Consider the following 17,079-nt stretch of genomic DNA (forward strand, 5'->3'; position numbering starts at 1 on the left):
CTGCCGGGCTATTGCAATTATTTTGCAATAGCTACCTCGGCGCCGTCAACCCGGGACCGGCGAGTGTCGGGAATGCGCCGACTGCCGAACAGGGACCGTCAAGCGTGCTCCCAGGGGATTGTCAGGGACGCCCGGTAGGGTTCCCACCTGTGAACGTACGACTTCAGCCTGGTGAGACGGCGCCTGACTTCACGCTGACCACCGACACCGGCGACCCGGTGACCCTGTCGAGCCTCCAGGGCCGCAAGGTGATCCTTTTCGCTTATCCGAAGGCCATGACCCCGGGCTGCACCAAGGAGGCCTGCGATTTCCGCGACAGCCTCACCGGCCTGCAGACCGCCGGCTACGCGGTGCTCGGGATCTCCCCCGACGCCCCGGAGGCGCTCGCCAAGTTCGTCGAGCGCGACGGCCTGACCTTCCCGCTCCTGTCCGACCCCGAGCACAAGGTGCTCGAGGAGTACGGCGCCTGGGGTGAGAAGAAGAACTACGGCCGCACGATCCTCGGGGTCATCCGCTCCACGTTCGTCATCGACGAGAAGGGCGATGTCGAACTGGCGCAGTACAACGTGAAGGCCACCGGCCACGTCGCGCGCCTGAAGAAGCAGCTCGGCCTGCTCGAGGAGTAGTCCGGGTCAGGACTTCGGCAGGATCACCCGGAACGTCGCTCCGCCGCCTGGCGTCTCGCTCAGCCGCACGCAGCCGCCGTGCCCCACCACGATGGCCGCGACGATCGACAGTCCGAGCCCCGAGCCGCCCTCGGCGCCGCGCGAGCGGCCCTGGTCGACCCGGTACAGCCGCTCGAAGACCTGTTCGGAGTGCTCGGGCGCCACACCGGGCCCCGTGTCGGCCACCTCCACCACGGCCGCGGGCAGCGCCGGGGTCTCCCCGATCTGCGCCAGGCAGCGCGGCCCAGGGCTGGAACTCCACCCGAGGCGCACGGCGATCCGCGCGTCCGGCGGCGTGTGCCGCAGCGCGTTCGCCACGAGGTTCGTCAGCACCTGACGCAGCCGCGGCTCGTCCCCGGTGATGTCGACGGCGTCGAGCAGTTCGTCGTCACCGTCGTATAGAGCAGCGCTGTCGTACAGAGCAGCACCGTCATGCAGCGCGTCGCCGCCGTGCAGCGACTCCAAGGCGATGAACCGCCCGGGCTCGCGAAGGTGCGCGTCCCCCACCGCGTCCGCGGCGACGCCGAGGAGGTCGACGGGCCCGCGCTGCAGCGGGCGCCGCCGGTCGAGGGCCGCGAGCAGCATGAGGTCGTCGAGCAGCAGCCCCATGCGCTGCGACTCGGCCTCGATCCGCCCGATGGTCTCGTCCATCACCGGCCCCGGCGGCACGCCGCCCCTCCGGTACAGCTGCGCGAAGCCCTTGATCGAGGTCAGCGGGGTGCGCAGTTCGTGCGAGGCGTCGGCGAGGAACTGGCGCAGCCGCGCTTCGGACGCGGCGCTCGCGTCGAGCGCCGCCTGGATGCGCGCGAGCATCGTGTTGAGCGCCGAGCCGAGCCGCCCGGTCTCGGTGTGCGGGTCGGTGTCGGTGACGCGCGCGTCGAGCCGGCCTTCGGCGATCGCGTCGGCGGTCTCCTGCATCCGGTCGAGCGGCCGCAGCCCGAGGCGCGCGACCCAGAAGGCGCTCACGGCGAGCAGCAGCAGGATCGCGAGGGTGACGCCGCCGCCGATGAGCAGCAGCGACTCGGTCGCCGCGCCGACGTATTCGGAGGACAGGGCGTAGACGACGTACCCGTCGAAGTCCTCGGCCTCCTCCACGAGCACCCGCCAGGAGTTCCCGTCCGCGTCCTCGACGGTGTAGGCCTCGCCCGCGTGCTCGGCGAGGTCGCCGAGGCCGACCAGTTCGGTCGTGTCGTCGGCGTTCCCGAAGACGTGGAGGAACGAGCCGTCGGCGTCGTACGCGAGGACGCGCGGGCTGTCCGGCAGTCCGGGCTGCGGCCCGGGCGGATTGAATTCGCCGTCGTCAAGCCCGGCCGGCGGCTCCTCGGCGCGCACCACGTTGGCGGCGGTCTGGAGCTGCGAGTCGATCCGGTCGGTGAGGACGTTCTGCAGCAGCACGGTTGCGGTCAGGACCGCGGCGGCCAGCGCGAGCGCGCACAGCGTCACGATCGTGAACGCCATTCGGGAACGGACGGTCCAGTGCCGCCAGCGCCGGGGCTTCCTCATCGGGGAACTCCCTCTTGCCTGGACGAACGCATGGCTCGCAAGCTTCGCCGAGAGTGCTTGCGAGCCATAACTTCGTCCTGGGCTCGCGGAGGGCGTAGCCGAAGCCGCGCACAGTCTGGATCAGCGGCGGGTCGACCTGGTCGATCTTCTTGCGCAGGTAATAGACATAGGACTCGACGATGCGGCCGTTGCCGCCGAAGTCGTAGTTCCACACCCGGTCGAGGATCTGGGACTTGCTGACCACCTTGCCCGCGTTGAGCATCAGGTAGCGCAGGAGTTTGAACTCGGTGGGCGAGAGCTCGATCGGCCGCCCGGCGCGGCGCACCTCGTGCACGGTCTCGTCGAGTTCGAGGTCGGCGAAGCGCAGCACCTTGTCCTCGGGCGGGGCCGGGGTCTTCGCGCGGCGCAGGATGGCCTGGACGCGGAGGATGACCTCTTCGAGGTCGAAGGGCTTGGTCACGTAGTCGTCGCCGCCGACGGTGAGGCCGGTGACGCGGTCGCGCACGGCGTCGCGGGCGGTGAGGAACAGCACCGGGAGGTCGCGGGCGGCCCGCAGGCGCTTGGCGACCTCGAAGCCGTCCATGTCGGGGAGCATGACGTCGAGGATCACGAGGTCGGGTTCGAACCGCGAGGCGGCCCGGAGGGCCTCGGCGGCGTCGCGGGCGACCTCGACCTCGAAGCCGGTGAGGCGGAGGGTGGCGGACAAGAGCGCGCCGATGTTCTCCTCATCGTCGACGACGAGGACGCGGTCTTTGTGCTCGATCGCTTCGCTCACGTGGGGCTCCTTAGGCTCGTGCCTGGAAATTAGTATCCGCCCAGGCCACGGCGAAGCTGGGAGCCACCTCAAAGATAGGTCAGAGCCGAGGGTCAGATCCGGGTGAGCGCCGGCCTGGACGGCCCGGCGGCCTCGTCGATCTCCAGCAGCCGTTGGGCGGTCTCGGCGGTGCCGGTGCGCAGGACGTGCTCGCGCAAGCGTCGGTAGCGGTCGAGCAGGGCGGCCTGCTCCTCCTGCGGCAGCAGCCCCGACCGCTGCACCGCGAGGGCGAGAGCGGCGACCCGCTCGATGTCGTCAGCAGTTCTCATGCCCTGACCGTCCACTCTGAAGGCGTCCGGAAGACGAACCGAAGGTGAACCGGACCGGACGCGGCGACAACGATCGATGTCCGAATTGCCCCCGATCGGGGTTTCGCCGCATCGGGACCGAATCGGCCGCGATCGTGGGTCGTTTTCAGGCATAGGTTGGCCTTGTGATGGTATGACCTCATGGGGGCTCCCTCATCAGAGAACCGAGCTCCCGACGCGTCCATGCGGAAGGATTCCCATGTCTGGCAAGCAAGAAGCCAACGATCCCGACAACGGCGGCTGCCCGGTGCGGCACAGTCGCGCGCTGCTCCCCGTCCAGGGAGGCGGCAACCGCGGCTGGTGGCCCGACCGGCTCAACCTCAAGCTGCTCGCCAAGAACCCCGCCGTCGGCAACCCCTTCGGCGAGGGCTTCGACTACGCCGCGGCGTTCGAGACCCTCGACCTCGCCGAAGTCAAGCGCGACATCGAAACGGTCATGACGACCTCGCAGGACTGGTGGCCGGCCGACTTCGGGCACTACGGCCCCCTCTTCATCCGCATGGCCTGGCACAGCGCCGGCACCTACCGCATCAGTGACGGCCGCGGCGGCGCCGGCACCAGCCAGCAGCGCTTCGCGCCGCTCAACAGCTGGCCCGACAACATCAGCCTCGACAAGGCCCGCCGCCTGCTGTGGCCGGTCAAGCAGAAGTACGGCCGCAGCCTCTCCTGGGCCGACCTGCTCATCCTCACCGGCAATGTGGCCCTGGAGTCGATGGGCCTCAAGACGTTCGGATTCGGCGGCGGCCGCGAGGACGCCTGGGAGGCCGACGAGGACATCTACTGGGGTCCCGAGTCCGACTGGCTCGACGACCAGCGCCGCGGCGAGGACCGCAAGCTCGAGGACACGTTCGCCGCGGCCCAGATGGGGCTCATCTACGTGAATCCCCAGGGCCTGGGGGGCAACCCCGATCCGGTGGCATCGGCCCACGACATCCGCGAGACGTTCCGGCGCATGGCGATGAACGACGAGGAGACCGTCGCGCTCATCGTCGGCGGCCACACGTTCGGCAAGACCCACGGCGCCGCACCCGAGTCGAACCTCGGCCCCGAGCCCGAAGCGGCCCCGCTCGAAGCGCAAGGCCTCGGCTGGAGCAACGCACACGGCACCGGCAAAGGCAACGACACCATCACCAGCGGGCTCGAAGGGACCTGGACGAACACGCCGATCCAGTGGGACAACAGCTTCCTGGAGATCCTGTTCGGCCACGAATGGGAACTGACGCAGAGCCCGGCCGGCGCGCACCAGTGGCAGCCCAAGGACGGCGCAGGTGCGAATACGGTCCCCGACGCGCACGATCCCGCGAAACGCCATGCCCCGACAATGCTGACCACCGACCTCTCACTGCGATTCGACCCGGTTTACGAGGCGATCTCACGGCGCTTCCTGGAGCACCCGGATGAGCTCGCGGACAAGTTCGCGCGCGCCTGGTTCAAACTGACCCACCGCGACATGGGGCCGATCGTGCGCTACAGGGGCCCGGAGGTACCCGAGGAGCGGCTGCTGTGGCAGGACCCGCTCCCGGCCGTGACCTACGAGCCGATCGACGCCGACGACATCGCGGCGCTCAAGGAACGCATCCTCCAGGCAGGCCCGACCGTCCGGCAACTCGTCGCCACCGCCTGGGCCTCGGCATCCTCGTTCCGCGGCAGCGACAAACGCGGCGGCGCCAACGGCGCCCGCATCCGGCTCGAACCACAACGCGGCTGGGAGGTCAACGAACCCGACCAGCTGACCGCGGTGCTGCGCGCGCTCGAAGGGGTCCAGGAGGCGTTCAACGCCGGGCAGTCCGGCGGCAAGCGCGTCTCACTCGCCGACCTGATCGTCCTCGGCGGATCCGCCGCCGTCGAACGGGCCGCACACCTCGCCGGACACGACGTCGAGGTCCCGTTCGCGCCCGGCCGCGCCGACGCGACCCAGGACCAGACCGACATCGACTCGTTCGCCCCGCTCGAACCGACCGCCGACGGCTTCCGCAACTACCTCGGCAAGGAACACCCGCTCCCGGCCGAATACCTGCTCGTCGACCGGTCGAACCTGCTGGGGCTCAGCGTCCCGGAGATGACCGTCCTGGTCGGCGGCCTGCGCATGCTGGGCGCGAACTACGAGGACTCGCCGGTCGGCGTCCTCACCGACCGGCCCGGCGCGCTGACCAACGACTACTTCAGGAACCTGCTCTCGCTCGACATCGAATGGGCGCCCGCCTCGGACGACTCGCAGACGTACGAGGCCCGCAACCGCGCCACCGGCCGGGTGACCTGGACCGGCTCCCGCGTCGACCTCGTCTTCGGCTCGAACGCGGAACTCCGCGCCGTCGCCGAGGTCTACGCCGCCGACGACGGCGAGGAGCACTTCGTCCGCGACTTCATCGCCGCCTGGACCAAGGTCATGAACCTCGACCGATACGACCTGCGATAGGCAACCAGGCCCCCGGCGAAAGCCGGGGGCCTTCTCCATTACTGCTCGCCCAGCACGTCCAGGACCCAGGTGACCCCGAAGCGGTCCTTGAGCATCCCGTAGCGCTCGGCCCATGGCGCGGATCCGAACGGCTGCACGATGAACGCCCCTTCGGCGAGCCGCTTCCAGGCGGCGTCCATCTCCTCCACGTCGTCGCCGCGGACCGACACGAAGAACGGGTCGTCGCCCTGACTCCACGGCCGCGACGCCGGCACGTCGTAGGCCATCACCCGGAACCCGTTCGCGGCCGCGACCTGGCCCCACACGACGAGGTCGGCTTCGGCCGGGTCCGCGGCATTCCCCATGTCCGCGTATGTGGTGACGACGAGGTCGCCGCCGAAGACGGACTGGTAGAACTCCAGCGCGGTCCTGGCGTCGCCGCGGAAGTTGAGGTGGGGCGTGACATTCACGGTCATGTGGAGCTCCCTGCTCGTTGCGCCGCCGGGCGGCCTTCGCCCGGCGCATGCCGAGGTTGGCAGCAGTAGCGGACAGGATGCGTCCGCTTCCTCTGGCAGGATCGCGGACATGGCCGAAACCTCGTCGCGGATGCTCACGCTGCTCTCGCTGCTTCAGGCGCGCCCGACCTGGCCCGGGCCGGAACTCGCGGCGCGACTGGACGTGAGCGAACGCACCGTGCGCCGGGACGTCGACCGCCTCCGCGAACTCGGCTACCGCATCGCCGCGGTCAAAGGCCCCCACGGCGGCTACCGGCTCGAAGCCGGATCGGCCCTCCCGCCGCTGCTGTTCGACGACGAGCAGGCCGTCGCGCTCGCCGTCGCGCTGCGGACCGTCACCGGCGCAGGTCTGGAAGCGGCTGCAGCCCGCGCACTCGCCACGGTGCGGCAGGTCCTGCCTTCCCGCCTCCGCCACCGCATCGACGCCCTCCAGGTCACCGCCGTCCCACGCAGGCCCGAACCAGTGGTCGACCCCGACCTGCTCGCGACCCTCGCCAGCGCCGTGCGCGACCGCGAGACCCTGCGTTTCGACTACGCCTCCAACAACAGCGCCTCCAACGACAACCCGACCCGCCGCCGCGCCGAACCCCACCACCTCGCCATCCGCAATGGGCGCTGGTACCTCGTCGCGTGGGACCTCGACCGCGAGGACTGGCGCGTCTTCCGCACCGACCGCATCACCCCACGCACCCCGAACGGCCCGCGATTCACCCCGCGTGAAATCCCCGGCGACGACGTGGGCGCCTTCATCAACGCCCGATTCAAAGGCTCGAACGGAACCGACTCCTGGCCTTGCACCGGCGAGGCCGTCCTCGCCGCGCCCGCTTCGGCCATCGCCCCCTTCAGCGACGACGGCCTCGTCGAAGACCTCGGCCCCGAACGCAGCCGCATCACCCTCGGCTCCTGGTCCTGGCCCGCCCTGGCCGCCGCGATCGCCCGCTTCGACGCCGACATCGAAGCCGTCCACCCTCCCGAACTCGCCCAGGCCTTCGCCCGCCTCGCCGCCCGCGCCGCAGCCGCGGGCGATGGGCACTGACGACCCGACCCAGGCTCAGCGCAGAAACCCTGTCACCTGGTCTTTTGCACTCAGCGCGGTTGCCGACATCGGCACACGCGACGCGGCCGGCCGATACGATCGAGTCATGGTCCATATCGAGGACATCAGCACGCCCGCACGGGTGGCCGAGCCTGAGGAAGGCATCGGCCGAGACGAACTGTCGCTCGCCACCCGCAACCACGGCCTGCCCCTCGAAGGGCTGCGCTACGACGTCACCCCGCCCGGCATGCACTACGTCCTCACCCACTACGACATCCCCTACGTCGCCGAAGACGCCGCCTGGGAGCTGACGATCGGCGGCCACGTCGACCGCCCGCTCCGACTGGGCATGGACGAACTGCGGTCGTATCCGCCGGTCACCACCCGCGTCACCATCGAGTGCGCCGGGAACGGACGCGCCCTCCTCTCGCCGCGGCCGGTCAGCCAGCCCTGGCTGGTCGAAGCGGTCGGCACCGCGGACTGGACCGGCGTGCCCCTGCGCACGCTGCTCGCCGAAGCCGGTGTGCGGGACGGCGCCGTCGACGCCGTCTTCACCGGCGCCGACCACGGCGTGGAACGCGGCGTCGAGCAGGACTACCAGCGCGCCCTCCCGCTCGAAGCGGCCCTCGGCGACGACCCCGAGGTCCTGGTCGCCTACGCCATGAACGGCGCTCCGCTGCCACCGCAGCACGGGAGGCCGCTGCGCCTGGTCGTCCCCGGCTGGTACGGCATGGCCCACGTCAAATGGCTGCGCGACATCACCGTCGCCGACCAGCCTTTCACCGGCTTCCAGCAGACCGTGTCCTACCGGATCCGCCAGGAGCCGGACGAGCAGGGCGCACCGGTCACCCGGATCGCACCGCGCGCCCTGATGGTCCCGCCCGGCTTTCCCGACTTCATGTCCCGCTCCCGGGTGGTCCGCCCCGGGGAGGTCAAGCTCGAAGGACGCGCCTGGTCGGGCCGGGCACCCGTCACGGCCGTTGAAGTCAGCACCGATGACGGGCGCACTTGGGACGCAGCCGATCTCGAAGGGCCCGACCGTCACCGCTGGGCCTGGCGCCGATGGCACTTCGACTGGACCGCCACCCCCGGCCAACACGTCCTTTGCGCCCGCGCCACCGACGCCGAAGGCGGCACCCAGCCCCTGGACCAGCCCTGGAACCGTGCCGGCTTCGCCAACAACCTCGTCCAGCGCGTCCCGGTCTTCTGCCCGCAATCGCCCTGACCCCTTGCAGCAGAAAAGGCCCCGAATGACCAGGGCCTTTGCGTGGTGCGCGAGGGGGGACTCGAACCCCCACGTCCTAGGACACAGGAACCTAAATCCTGCGCGTCTGCCAGTTCCGCCACTCGCGCCAGCTGTGTGCGGCGGCATCGTCGCCGATGCGCCGGGTGCCGTGCCGGGTGGTCCGGCAGATGGGCAGCAACTAGTGTTTCACACGCTCCGGGGGTCCCGTAGTCTGGTGGGGATGACTCGACCTGACAAGCGCGCCGCCGATGAGCTGCGCCCCGTGAAGTTCACCCGATCCTGGACCGACCACCCCGAGGGCTCGGTGCTCGTTGAATTCGGCCGTACGCGCGTGCTCTGCACCGCGACGGTGACGCCCGGCGTGCCGCGCTGGCGGCGCGGATCCGGCGAAGGGTGGGTGACCGCCGAGTACTCGATGCTGCCGCGGTCCACGCACTCGCGTTCCGACCGTGAGTCGATCCGCGGCAAGATCGGCGGGCGGACCCATGAGATCTCGCGTCTCATCGGGCGCTCCCTCCGTGCCTGCGTTGACTTCAAGGCTTTGGGCGAGAACACGATCACCCTCGACTGCGATGTCCTGCAGGCCGACGGCGGGACCCGTACGGCGGCGATCACCGGCGCTTACGTTGCCCTGCACGACGCCGTGGACTGGCTCAAGGAGCAGAAGCTCGCCCGCAAGCCCGACAAGATCCTGACCACCTCGGTGGCCGCGATCAGCGTCGGCGTGGTCAACGGCGTGCCGGTGCTCGACCTTCCTTACGAGGAGGACGTCGCCGCCTCGGTCGACATGAACGTCGTCTGCACCGGCGAAGGCGACTTCGTCGAGGTCCAGGGCACCGGCGAGGAAGCGGTGTTCAACCGCGCCGAGCTCGACCAGCTCCTCGACCTCGCCCTCAAGGGCTGCAAGGAACTCGCCGGCCTGCAGGCCCGGACCCTCCTGACCCCGTGAGAGTGCTGCTCGCCACCCGGAACGCCGGGAAGGTCGATGAGCTCCGCCAGATCCTGGCGCAGGCCGCGCCTGACGTCGAGCTGGTCGGACTGGACGCCGTACCGGAGTACCCGGAGACCCCCGAGACCGAGCTCTCCTTCGCTGGGAACGCGCTGCTGAAGGCCCGCGACGGGGTCAAGCACACCGGTCTCGCGACCATCGCCGACGACTCCGGGCTCGCCGTCGACGCGCTCAACGGGATGCCCGGGGTGCTCTCGGCCCGCTGGGCCGGCAGCGCGAAGGACGACGCGGCGAACAACGCGCTGCTGCTCGACCAGCTCGCCGACGTCCCCGACGGGCTTCGCGGCGCGAAGTTCGTCTGCGCGGCGGCGATCGTCTGGCCCGACGGGCGCGAGCTCGTCGTGCACGGCGAAATGCACGGTGCCATCGGGCGCGAACCCAAGGGCGCCAACGGGTTCGGCTACGACCCGCTGTTCACGCCCGACGGGTTCGACCGGACCAGCGCCGAGCTCTCGGCCGAGGAGAAGAACGCGATCTCCCACCGGGGCAAGGCATTCCGCGAGCTTGTGAGCGGAATCTGAAGCGCCGTCGCGAGATTGCCAACGGCATCTGAGACGTACTGACGAAAGAGGCGGCCTTCGGGCCGCCTCTTCGCTATGCGCCCTTGAGGAGTTCCAGGGCCTTGTCCGCGTGCGCGTTCATGTTGAGCTCGCTCTTGAACGCCCCGATGATCCTGCGGTCCCGGCCGATCACGAAGGTCTTGCGCTTGGTTCCGACGATGCCCAGCTTGCGGCGCACGTCGAAGGCCTCGGCGACCTTGCCCTCCGGGTCGGACAGGAGCGGGTAGCCGAAGGAGTGCTTGGCGGCGAAGGCCGCCTGGCGGTCGACCGAGTCGTGGGAGATGCCGACGGGGGTGGCGCCGACGGCCTTGAAGTCGGCGGCGAGGTCGCGGAAGTGGCAGGCCTCGGCGGTGCAGCCCGCCGTCATCGCCTGCGGGTAGAAGAAGAGCACGACCGGGCCGGACTCGAGGAGTTCCTCGAGGCTGCGGGGATTGCCGGTCTCGTCGTCGAGGGTGAATGCAGGTGCGGTGTCTCCAGTGTCCATGAAGCCGAGTCTATCCGCGGATTCCGGAGGCGAACCGGTTCAGGTCCGGCCGTCCGGAACCGTTGCGTTCCATCCATAGATATAGATACACTCGAATATCACCATATCGTCAGCAGCAGTCCACAAGATCGCTTTGGCTCCGAGTGAGTCAGGTTGGGAGCGCTCCATGCACGTCAGAGGAGTCATTCCATGTCCACCACCGTCACGGCGGCGCTGGGCGGCAGACGCCGCCGCATCGCCGCCGTCATGTCGCTGGTCCTGGCCGCCGTCGCAGCCCTGACCATCACGACGCTGTTCAGCAGAGACGAGGCGGAGGCCCACGGCGCCACGGTCTTCCCCGGCTCGCGCCAGTACTTCTGCTACTTCGACGCGCTCACCGAGAACGGCTCGCTCGACCCGTACAACGAGGCCTGCCAGTCCGCGTTCGACCAGGGCGGCGCCACGCCGTTCTACAACTGGTTCGGCAACCTCGACTCCAACGGCGCAGGCCAGACCGTCGGCTACATCCCCGACGGCCAGATCTGCAACGGCGGCGGCAAGGGCCCGTACGACTTCTCGGCGTTCAACGACCCGGGCAACTGGCCGCGCACCCACGTGACCGCCGGCGACACCGTCGAATGGCGCTACAACAACTGGGCCCACCACCCCGGCCGGTTCGACCTGTACATCACCAAGGACGGGTGGGACCCGAGCCAGCCGCTCGCCTGGGACGACCTCGAGAAGTTCCAGACCATCTCGAACCCGCCGGCCACCGGCGGGGCCGGGAGCAACGACCACTACTACTACGCGAACATGACGCTCCCGCAGAAGGACGGCTACCACATCGTCTTCACGCACTGGGTGCGCTCGGACTCGAACGAGAACTTCTACGCGTGCTCCGACATCGAGTTCGACGGCGGCAACGGCGAGATCACGGGCATCCGCCCGGGCGCCGAGCTCCCCGGCAACGACGGCGGCGTGGTCGACCCTCCGACCGACCCCACCACCTCCCCGACGGAGGACCCGACCGGCGACCCGACGGGCGCCTGCACCGCCACGGCCTCGGTCTACTCCTGGTCCGGCGGCGCGACGGTGAACATCACCGTCAAGAACACCAGCGCCGCGAGCATGAGCGACTGGATGATCCACTGGCTGTGGCCGCCGAACTCCGGCATCGCCATCAGGGACTCGTGGAACACCGAGATCAGCACGATGGGCGACATGCAGATGGCCGGCCCGTCCGGGTGGAACGCGACGATCGCGTCGGGCGGGACGGCGAGCTTCGGCTTCAATGTCACCGGCAACCTGACGACGATGCCCGCGATGGAATGCATGCCCGCGTGACAAGGCGGTGATTCGCGAGGGCGACCGCCTCAGGGCTGAAGCCCGAACGATCGTTTGAATATCACCGCTTCGGCTCCTCCCTCCGGAGGCCTACTGGAATACTTGATCCAGCAGGTCTTCCGGGGGGAGGAGCCATGTCAGCATCCACAGCGCCGGCCGCTCAGGCCAGGCCCGAGCCGATGACGGCGTCCACACGGGCCGGAATCGTGGTCCAGACCTATATCTCCGACCACGTCGACGCCCTCAACCGCGCCATCGCCGCCTTCGAACGCCAGGCGCCCGGCTCCGCCGGGACCGTCCGCATCACCATCCACCGATTGCGCACCGTGATACGCGGCTACGGGCACCTGTTCACGGAGACCCCGCCGCGCAGCCACGAACTCGACCATCTCCTGGAGGCCCTCAAGCACACCGAGGACCTCGAGAAGCTCCGCGTCCACTTCTCCGACCGCTTCGACCAACTCGGCCTCGTGGCCCCCGAGTACCCGAAATGGTATGGGGCCCTTGATGAGGAGATGCACGACTCGTACCGGCAGACCGAGGGGGTCGCCTCGCAGACCTGGGTCGCGGTCCTGCTCAGCCAAGTGCGGCTGTTCACCGAGCACGCACGGTTCTCCCGCGACGGCGACAAGCCCGCGTCCTCGCTCATGGGGGTGCTCTCGCGGGCGAAGACGCATCTGCTCGACACGTACGGGAAGCTCAGCTACGCCACCGATCTCGTGCTCGCGCGCGACGAGACGCGGATCGCCGCCAGGGAGGCGCACTACCTCGCCGAGGCCGCCGCGCCCGCGCTGGGGCGGGCCGCCGAGGACGTGCTCGTCCCGGTCGCCGACCTGGAGCACCTCCTCGACCAGTACCGCCAAGCGGTGATCGCCCGCAACTGGCTCCTGCGCCTGCCCGGCGCCGACCGGGCCGACCGCCTCACGGCGAGCCTCGCGGACCTGGAGAAGGAGCACCTGCGCCAGCTCGGCGAGGAGATCGACCGGGCCGCCGCGGCCATGGAGGAACGCTGGCGTTGACGTCTCTTGGCGAAGCTTGCGAGCGATAAGTTGGCAGCGCAGCACGAAGGGGTCCAGGGCTTTCGCCTTGGACCCCTTCGTCTTCGGTCTAGCCTCGCAGTACGGATGCGAGGTTGTCGAGGCCGATCGGGCCGAGGTTGAGGGCCCGGGTGTGCCAGGCCTTCAGGTCGAAGTCCGCTCCGCCGGCGGCCTGCGCTTCGGCGCGGGCGGCGACCCAGGCGCGTTCGCCGAGCTTGTAGCAGATGGCCTGGCCCGGCCAGCCCGCGTAGCGAACGATCTCCGGGTAGGCGCGGTGCTCGGCGATGCGGCCGCGGGTCTTGAGGACGTCGAGGGCCACGTCGAAGTTCCAGCGCTCGCCGTGGATCTTCGCCTCGGCGGCGGGCAGCGGCAGGTCGAGGTGCCAGCCGATGTCGATGACGACGCGGGCGGCGCGGAGTGCGGAGCCCTTGAGCATCCCGAGGCGGGTGCCCGGGTCGGTGAACCAGCCGAGCTCGTCGGAGAGCCGCTCGGCGTACAGGGCCCAGCCCTCGGCGTGGCCCGAGACCGAGCCGAAGACCTTCGCGAAGCGCGAGAGGCCGTCGCCGGTGACCTTGGTCTGGCCGATCTGCAGGTGGTGGCCGGGCACGCCCTCGTGGAAGACCGTGGTCAGCTCGCCCCAGGTGCGGAACGTCTCGCGTTCGGCGACGGGCCACCAGGTGCGGCCCGGCCGAGAGAGGTCCTCGCTGGGGCCGGAGTAGTAGGCCGAGCCGGCGGAGGAGCCGTGCACGAGCTCCACGTCGAGGTTCATCAGCCGCGGGTCGATGTCGAAGTGGACGCCGTCGAGCGCCTTGAGCGCGCTCCGGTGCTTCTCGGTGAGCCAGGCCAGGTACTCCTCGTGGGTGCCGACGGCCTGCGTCGCGTCCAGGTGGGAGATGACCTCGTCGAGCCCGGCGCCGGCGACGATCTTGTCGGCCTCGGCGGCCATCTCGTCCTCGATGCGGTGCAGTTCGTCCCAGGCCCAGTCGTAGGCGTCGCGCGGGTCGAGGACCGCGCCGAGCGTGGCGCGCGCGGCCAGGAGGTACCGCTCCTCGCCGACGCCGTCGCGCTCGGCGGCGTGCGGGAGGTAGACGCGCTCGAGGAAGTCGGCGGCCGCGTTGAAGGCGTCGTACGCGGCGGCGGCGGATTCGCGCAGGTCGCGGGCCTGCGGGCCGTCGCCGTAGGCGGCCACGTGCTTGTCGAACACGCGCGAATCGGCGTTGCGGCGGGCCTGCTTGACGCCCTCGGTGACCTGGAGGCGCGCGACCGTCTGGCCCGCTTCGATCCCGGCGTTCATGGTCTGGCGCCAGGTCGCGAGCATCTCGGGGATGGCCCGGATGCGCGAGACGTTCAGGCGCCAGTCGTTCTCGGTCCTGCGCGGCGCGAGGTCCACATAGCCCACCAGGCTCTGGAGCATCCCGTAGGGCACGCGCAGCGCGCGGCGCCATTCGCCGGCCTCGTGCTGGGCGACGCTGACTTCGAGGCGCTCGGCCATGTGCAGGCGGGCCAGGTCGTCGGCGGGCCCGGTCGAGGCGAGGGCCTTGAGCTTCGCGAGGGTGTCGGCGTCGAGCTTGGCCCTCTCGGCGACGGCCTCGGGGCCGAAATCGGTGGCGACACCGAAGTCGCCCTTGATACCGGCGGCACCGGCGAACATGGGGTGGAGACGGGCGTACGCCGTGATGTACTCGTCGGCCAAAGCGAAAATCGGTGAGGTCATGGCCGTCAGCTTACCGCGCGGCTAGTAAACCTTCGTTACGTGATTGTTGCTCGATAATTCTGTTAACCCGGGACTGTCCGACCGCGTGGAGACCACGATGGCGCCGACCAGCGCGGCGAGCAGCAGCAGCGAGAGCACTTCGAACGGGAGCACCCAGTCGGCGAAGATCGCTTCGCCCATGACGGCGGCCCCGCCGCTCGCGCGGTCGTCGAGCCCGGACCGGGTCCAGCCGAACGCGCCGATCACGACCGCCGCGAGGCCGAGGCCCACGCCGCCGGCGATGAGCGCCCCCGGCAGCTTCGGTCGGTCGAGATCATCGGACGGATCGGTCGGGGCCCTGGTGAGCATGGTCGCGAACAGCAGCAGCACGACGATCGCACCGACGTAGACGAGGACGAGCACCCACGCGAGGAACTCTGCGGTGAGCACGAGCGCGGCCCCGGCGATCCCGGCGAACGCGACCGCGAGCCACAGTCCGGCACGCACGATCCGCTTGGTGGTGACGACCGCGAGCCCGGCGCCGAGCGCGAGGAGGCCGAAGGCCAGCAGCAGGACGTCCGCGAGCGTCACTCGGCGGCCTCCGCCTTCACGGCCTCGGTCTTGGCGGCCTCCGGCACGTTCGCGATCCACTCCCCCAGGTGCTCCTTGTCGTGGAGGAGGTCGCGGATGTCGCCTTCGGCGTAGGCGAAGTCGGGGGCCCAGAACAGGGCGTCGAAGGGGCAGACGTCGACGCAGATCCCGCAGTACATGCAGAGCGAGAAGTCGATGTCGAAGCGGTCGAGGACGTTCACCTGCCGGGGCCGGGCGGCCCCTTCGACCTCGACGGTCTCCTTGTGGGAGTCGATGTAGATGCACCAGTCGGGGCATTCGCGGGCGCAGAGCATGCAGGAGGTGCAGCTGGGCTCGTGCAGCGCGATGACGCCGCGGGTGCGTTCGGGGAGTTCGGGTTCGTTCTCGGGGTACTGGCTGGTGACGGCGCGGCGCGCGGCGGTGCGCGCGGTCGCGGCGAGACCGCTGACCAGACCGCTCCCGGGAAGCCTCATCCCCTCATCGTGGCAGATGGCGCCGCGGTTTTCCAGACCCGAAGCCGCACTTCGCGGATCGAGTTGTCCGATACCCGACTCGCCAGGCGCGGGAGCGGGGGCCGGTTTTCCGATGAAACCCCCTGGCGCGCCCATAAGAGCCATTACCGTGAGCCATTGACACGTCACGCAGCGGGTGCGACCCGGTGCCGTTCGGGGAGGAACCGTGCCCATGCGAATGCCGCAGCCCATCCGAGGGATGCTCGCCGCGCTGAGCCTCAGCGCCGCACTCGTGCTGACCAGCGCCGTTCCGGCGAACGCGGCCATCACCGTCACGCTCTCGCCGACCGCGGGAGCCACAGGCACCCGCGTGGACGTGCTCGCGTCGAACTGCGACATGGACGCGACCGGCGACGTGGAGAACACCGACACGAGCTTCAAGCTGCCGAAGAACAACAACAACGCCCAGGGCAGCTTCACCGTCACGGAGAAGATGAGGCCGGGCTCGTACACGGTGACGGTGACCTGCGGTTCCGACACCGCTTCGACCAGGTTCACGGTGACCTCGGGGACCGGCGCCGCCACCGGCGGCGGCTCGACGGCCTCGGACGCGGCCACCGCGGTCATGTGGACGGGCGCCGCCGCGGTGCTGGTCGCGGCTGCCGGGCTCTGGCTGCTCAAGCGCCGCAGCAATGTCACTGCCGCCTGAACCGACAGGCGACACGTCGCCCGACGAGGAACCCATCCACCGGCCGGAACCCGCGTTCCGGCCGGTCGCCTTCGTCGTCCTCTCGTTCGTGCTCGCCGGGGGCCTCGGCCTCATGCTCGGCAGCGTCGTCCCGGTACCCGCATTGCGGATGCCGCACTTCGGGAATCCGTTCCACGACGACCCGTTCGCCGTCGCCGACCCCGCGGGCGGCACCTGGCTCGACCGCTCCGAACCGACCCGCGTGGACATCGGCGCGGTCGGTGTCCACGCCCCGCTCACCGCACTCGGCCTCGACTACGAGGGGAACTTCGAGGTCCCCGAAATGTGGCGTCCGCACGAGGCCGGCTGGTTCGAGGCCGGGCCCACGCCCGGCGAGTTCGGGCCCACGGTGCTCATGGGCCACGTCGACACCGACCGCTCCGGCCCCGCTGTGTTCTTCCCGCTCAAGGACATCGAGGAAGGGGACCGCATCGAGGTCACCCGCGCGGACGGCGTCGTCGTCGTCTTCGAGGTGTCCGCGATCGAGTCCTACGCCAAGCAGCGCCTCCCTTACGAGGACGTCTTCGGCATCGAGCCCGAACCCGCGCTGCGCCTCATCACCTGCGGCGGCGCCTTCGACCGCAAGTCGGGCGGCTACACCGAGAACCTCGTCGTCTTCGCGACCTACACGGGCCACCGCGACGCCACCGAGAAGGACCGCGCTCGGCCGCTGAACGGCCGTGACCACTTCAGATGATGG

The 17,079-nt window shown here is 69.9% G+C and carries 17 protein-coding genes, 1 tRNA gene and 1 pseudogene; 10 read left to right on the forward strand and 9 right to left on the reverse strand.

Annotated features, from left to right (window positions below; genetic code table 11):
* The first annotated feature begins 149 nt into the window (after positions 1 to 149).
* The gene (gene bcp / locus ACFO8M_RS05005; protein ID WP_387971401.1) at positions 150 to 626 is read left to right on the forward strand and encodes a thioredoxin-dependent thiol peroxidase; all 477 of its coding nucleotides are present in this window, start codon (positions 150 to 152) and stop codon (positions 624 to 626) included.
* Between the two features lie 6 nt (positions 627 to 632).
* On the opposite strand, the gene ACFO8M_RS05010 is transcribed toward bcp, so the two are convergent.
* The 3 genes and pseudogenes from ACFO8M_RS05010 to ACFO8M_RS05020 form a co-directional block, all read right to left on the reverse strand.
* The gene (locus tag ACFO8M_RS05010) at positions 633 to 2,123 is read right to left on the reverse strand and encodes a HAMP domain-containing sensor histidine kinase (protein ID WP_387971404.1); all 1,491 of its coding nucleotides are present in this window, start codon (positions 2,121 to 2,123) and stop codon (positions 633 to 635) included.
* Between the two features lie 118 nt (positions 2,124 to 2,241).
* Positions 2,242 to 2,943 (reverse strand): annotated as a pseudogene (locus ACFO8M_RS05015) (response regulator transcription factor); the annotation flags it as partial.
* 92 nt (positions 2,944 to 3,035) lie between these two features.
* Entirely contained in the window at positions 3,036 to 3,251 is a 216-nt protein-coding gene (locus tag ACFO8M_RS05020) for a hypothetical protein (RefSeq protein WP_387971407.1), read from the reverse strand.
* 238 nt (positions 3,252 to 3,489) lie between these two features.
* On the opposite strand from ACFO8M_RS05020, the gene katG reads away from it, so the two are divergent.
* Positions 3,490 to 5,706, forward strand: a complete 2,217-nt coding sequence (katG, locus tag ACFO8M_RS05025) for a catalase/peroxidase HPI (protein ID WP_387971409.1) — start codon at positions 3,490 to 3,492, stop codon at positions 5,704 to 5,706.
* 38 nt (positions 5,707 to 5,744) lie between these two features.
* Here the strand turns inward: katG and ACFO8M_RS05030 are convergent, their stop codons facing one another.
* Entirely contained in the window at positions 5,745 to 6,161 is a 417-nt protein-coding gene (locus tag ACFO8M_RS05030; RefSeq protein WP_387971412.1) for a VOC family protein, read from the reverse strand.
* A gap of 109 nt (positions 6,162 to 6,270) precedes the next feature.
* On the opposite strand from ACFO8M_RS05030, the gene ACFO8M_RS05035 reads away from it, so the two are divergent.
* Both ACFO8M_RS05035 and ACFO8M_RS05040 read left to right on the forward strand, forming a co-directional pair.
* A complete protein-coding gene (locus ACFO8M_RS05035) occupies positions 6,271 to 7,236 on the forward strand; it encodes a helix-turn-helix transcriptional regulator (protein WP_387971415.1) in 966 nt (321 codons plus the stop codon).
* A gap of 106 nt (positions 7,237 to 7,342) precedes the next feature.
* A complete protein-coding gene (locus ACFO8M_RS05040) occupies positions 7,343 to 8,461 on the forward strand; it encodes a sulfite oxidase (protein ID WP_387971417.1) in 1,119 nt (372 codons plus the stop codon).
* Positions 8,462 to 8,504: 43 nt separating this feature from the next.
* On the opposite strand, the gene ACFO8M_RS05045 is transcribed toward ACFO8M_RS05040, so the two are convergent.
* Positions 8,505 to 8,589 (reverse strand) — tRNA-Leu (locus ACFO8M_RS05045).
* Between the two features lie 113 nt (positions 8,590 to 8,702).
* Between ACFO8M_RS05045 and rph the strand changes: the two genes are divergently transcribed.
* Entirely contained in the window at positions 8,703 to 9,431 is a 729-nt protein-coding gene (gene rph / locus ACFO8M_RS05050; RefSeq protein ID WP_387971420.1) for a ribonuclease PH, read from the forward strand.
* The gene (gene rdgB, locus ACFO8M_RS05055; RefSeq protein WP_387971423.1) at positions 9,428 to 10,012 is read left to right on the forward strand and encodes an RdgB/HAM1 family non-canonical purine NTP pyrophosphatase; all 585 of its coding nucleotides are present in this window, start codon (positions 9,428 to 9,430) and stop codon (positions 10,010 to 10,012) included. The genes rph and rdgB overlap by 4 nt, the downstream gene beginning before the upstream one ends.
* Before the next feature lie 73 nt (positions 10,013 to 10,085).
* Here the strand turns inward: rdgB and ACFO8M_RS05060 are convergent, their stop codons facing one another.
* Complete coding sequence (locus ACFO8M_RS05060; RefSeq protein WP_387971425.1) at positions 10,086 to 10,535, reverse strand: peroxiredoxin; 450 nt, start codon at positions 10,533 to 10,535, stop codon at positions 10,086 to 10,088.
* 189 nt (positions 10,536 to 10,724) lie between these two features.
* Between ACFO8M_RS05060 and ACFO8M_RS05065 the strand changes: the two genes are divergently transcribed.
* Positions 10,725 to 11,858, forward strand: a complete 1,134-nt coding sequence (locus ACFO8M_RS05065) for a lytic polysaccharide monooxygenase (protein WP_387971428.1) — start codon at positions 10,725 to 10,727, stop codon at positions 11,856 to 11,858.
* Between the two features lie 134 nt (positions 11,859 to 11,992).
* Positions 11,993 to 12,877: a CHAD domain-containing protein gene (locus tag ACFO8M_RS05070; protein ID WP_387971431.1), complete on the forward strand. Its 885-nt coding sequence runs from the start codon at positions 11,993 to 11,995 to the stop codon at positions 12,875 to 12,877.
* Between the two features lie 88 nt (positions 12,878 to 12,965).
* On the opposite strand, the gene ACFO8M_RS05075 is transcribed toward ACFO8M_RS05070, so the two are convergent.
* Genes ACFO8M_RS05075 through ACFO8M_RS05085 form a run of 3 tightly spaced genes read right to left on the reverse strand, consistent with a single transcriptional unit; the run spans position 12,966 to position 15,652 of the window.
* On the reverse strand, positions 12,966 to 14,609 hold the full coding sequence (locus ACFO8M_RS05075; RefSeq protein WP_387971434.1) for a DUF885 domain-containing protein: 1,644 nt from the start codon (positions 14,607 to 14,609) through the stop codon (positions 12,966 to 12,968).
* 21 nt (positions 14,610 to 14,630) lie between these two features.
* The gene (locus ACFO8M_RS05080) at positions 14,631 to 15,179 is read right to left on the reverse strand and encodes an NADH-quinone oxidoreductase subunit J family protein (RefSeq protein WP_387971437.1); all 549 of its coding nucleotides are present in this window, start codon (positions 15,177 to 15,179) and stop codon (positions 14,631 to 14,633) included.
* Positions 15,176 to 15,652, reverse strand: a complete 477-nt coding sequence (locus ACFO8M_RS05085; protein WP_387971440.1) for a 4Fe-4S binding protein — start codon at positions 15,650 to 15,652, stop codon at positions 15,176 to 15,178. Before ACFO8M_RS05085 ends, ACFO8M_RS05080 begins: the two co-directional genes overlap by 4 nt.
* Positions 15,653 to 15,863: 211 nt before the next feature.
* Between ACFO8M_RS05085 and ACFO8M_RS05090 the strand changes: the two genes are divergently transcribed.
* Both ACFO8M_RS05090 and ACFO8M_RS05095 read left to right on the forward strand, forming a co-directional pair.
* Complete coding sequence (locus ACFO8M_RS05090; protein WP_387971443.1) at positions 15,864 to 16,340, forward strand: hypothetical protein; 477 nt, start codon at positions 15,864 to 15,866, stop codon at positions 16,338 to 16,340.
* The gene (locus ACFO8M_RS05095; protein WP_387971446.1) at positions 16,324 to 17,076 is read left to right on the forward strand and encodes a class F sortase; all 753 of its coding nucleotides are present in this window, start codon (positions 16,324 to 16,326) and stop codon (positions 17,074 to 17,076) included. Before ACFO8M_RS05090 ends, ACFO8M_RS05095 begins: the two co-directional genes overlap by 17 nt.
* The last annotated feature ends 3 nt before the right edge of the window (positions 17,077 to 17,079 follow it).

It is taken from the genome of Glycomyces rhizosphaerae (assembly GCF_042647865.1).
GTDB lineage: Bacteria > Actinomycetota > Actinomycetes > Mycobacteriales > Micromonosporaceae > Glycomyces > Glycomyces rhizosphaerae.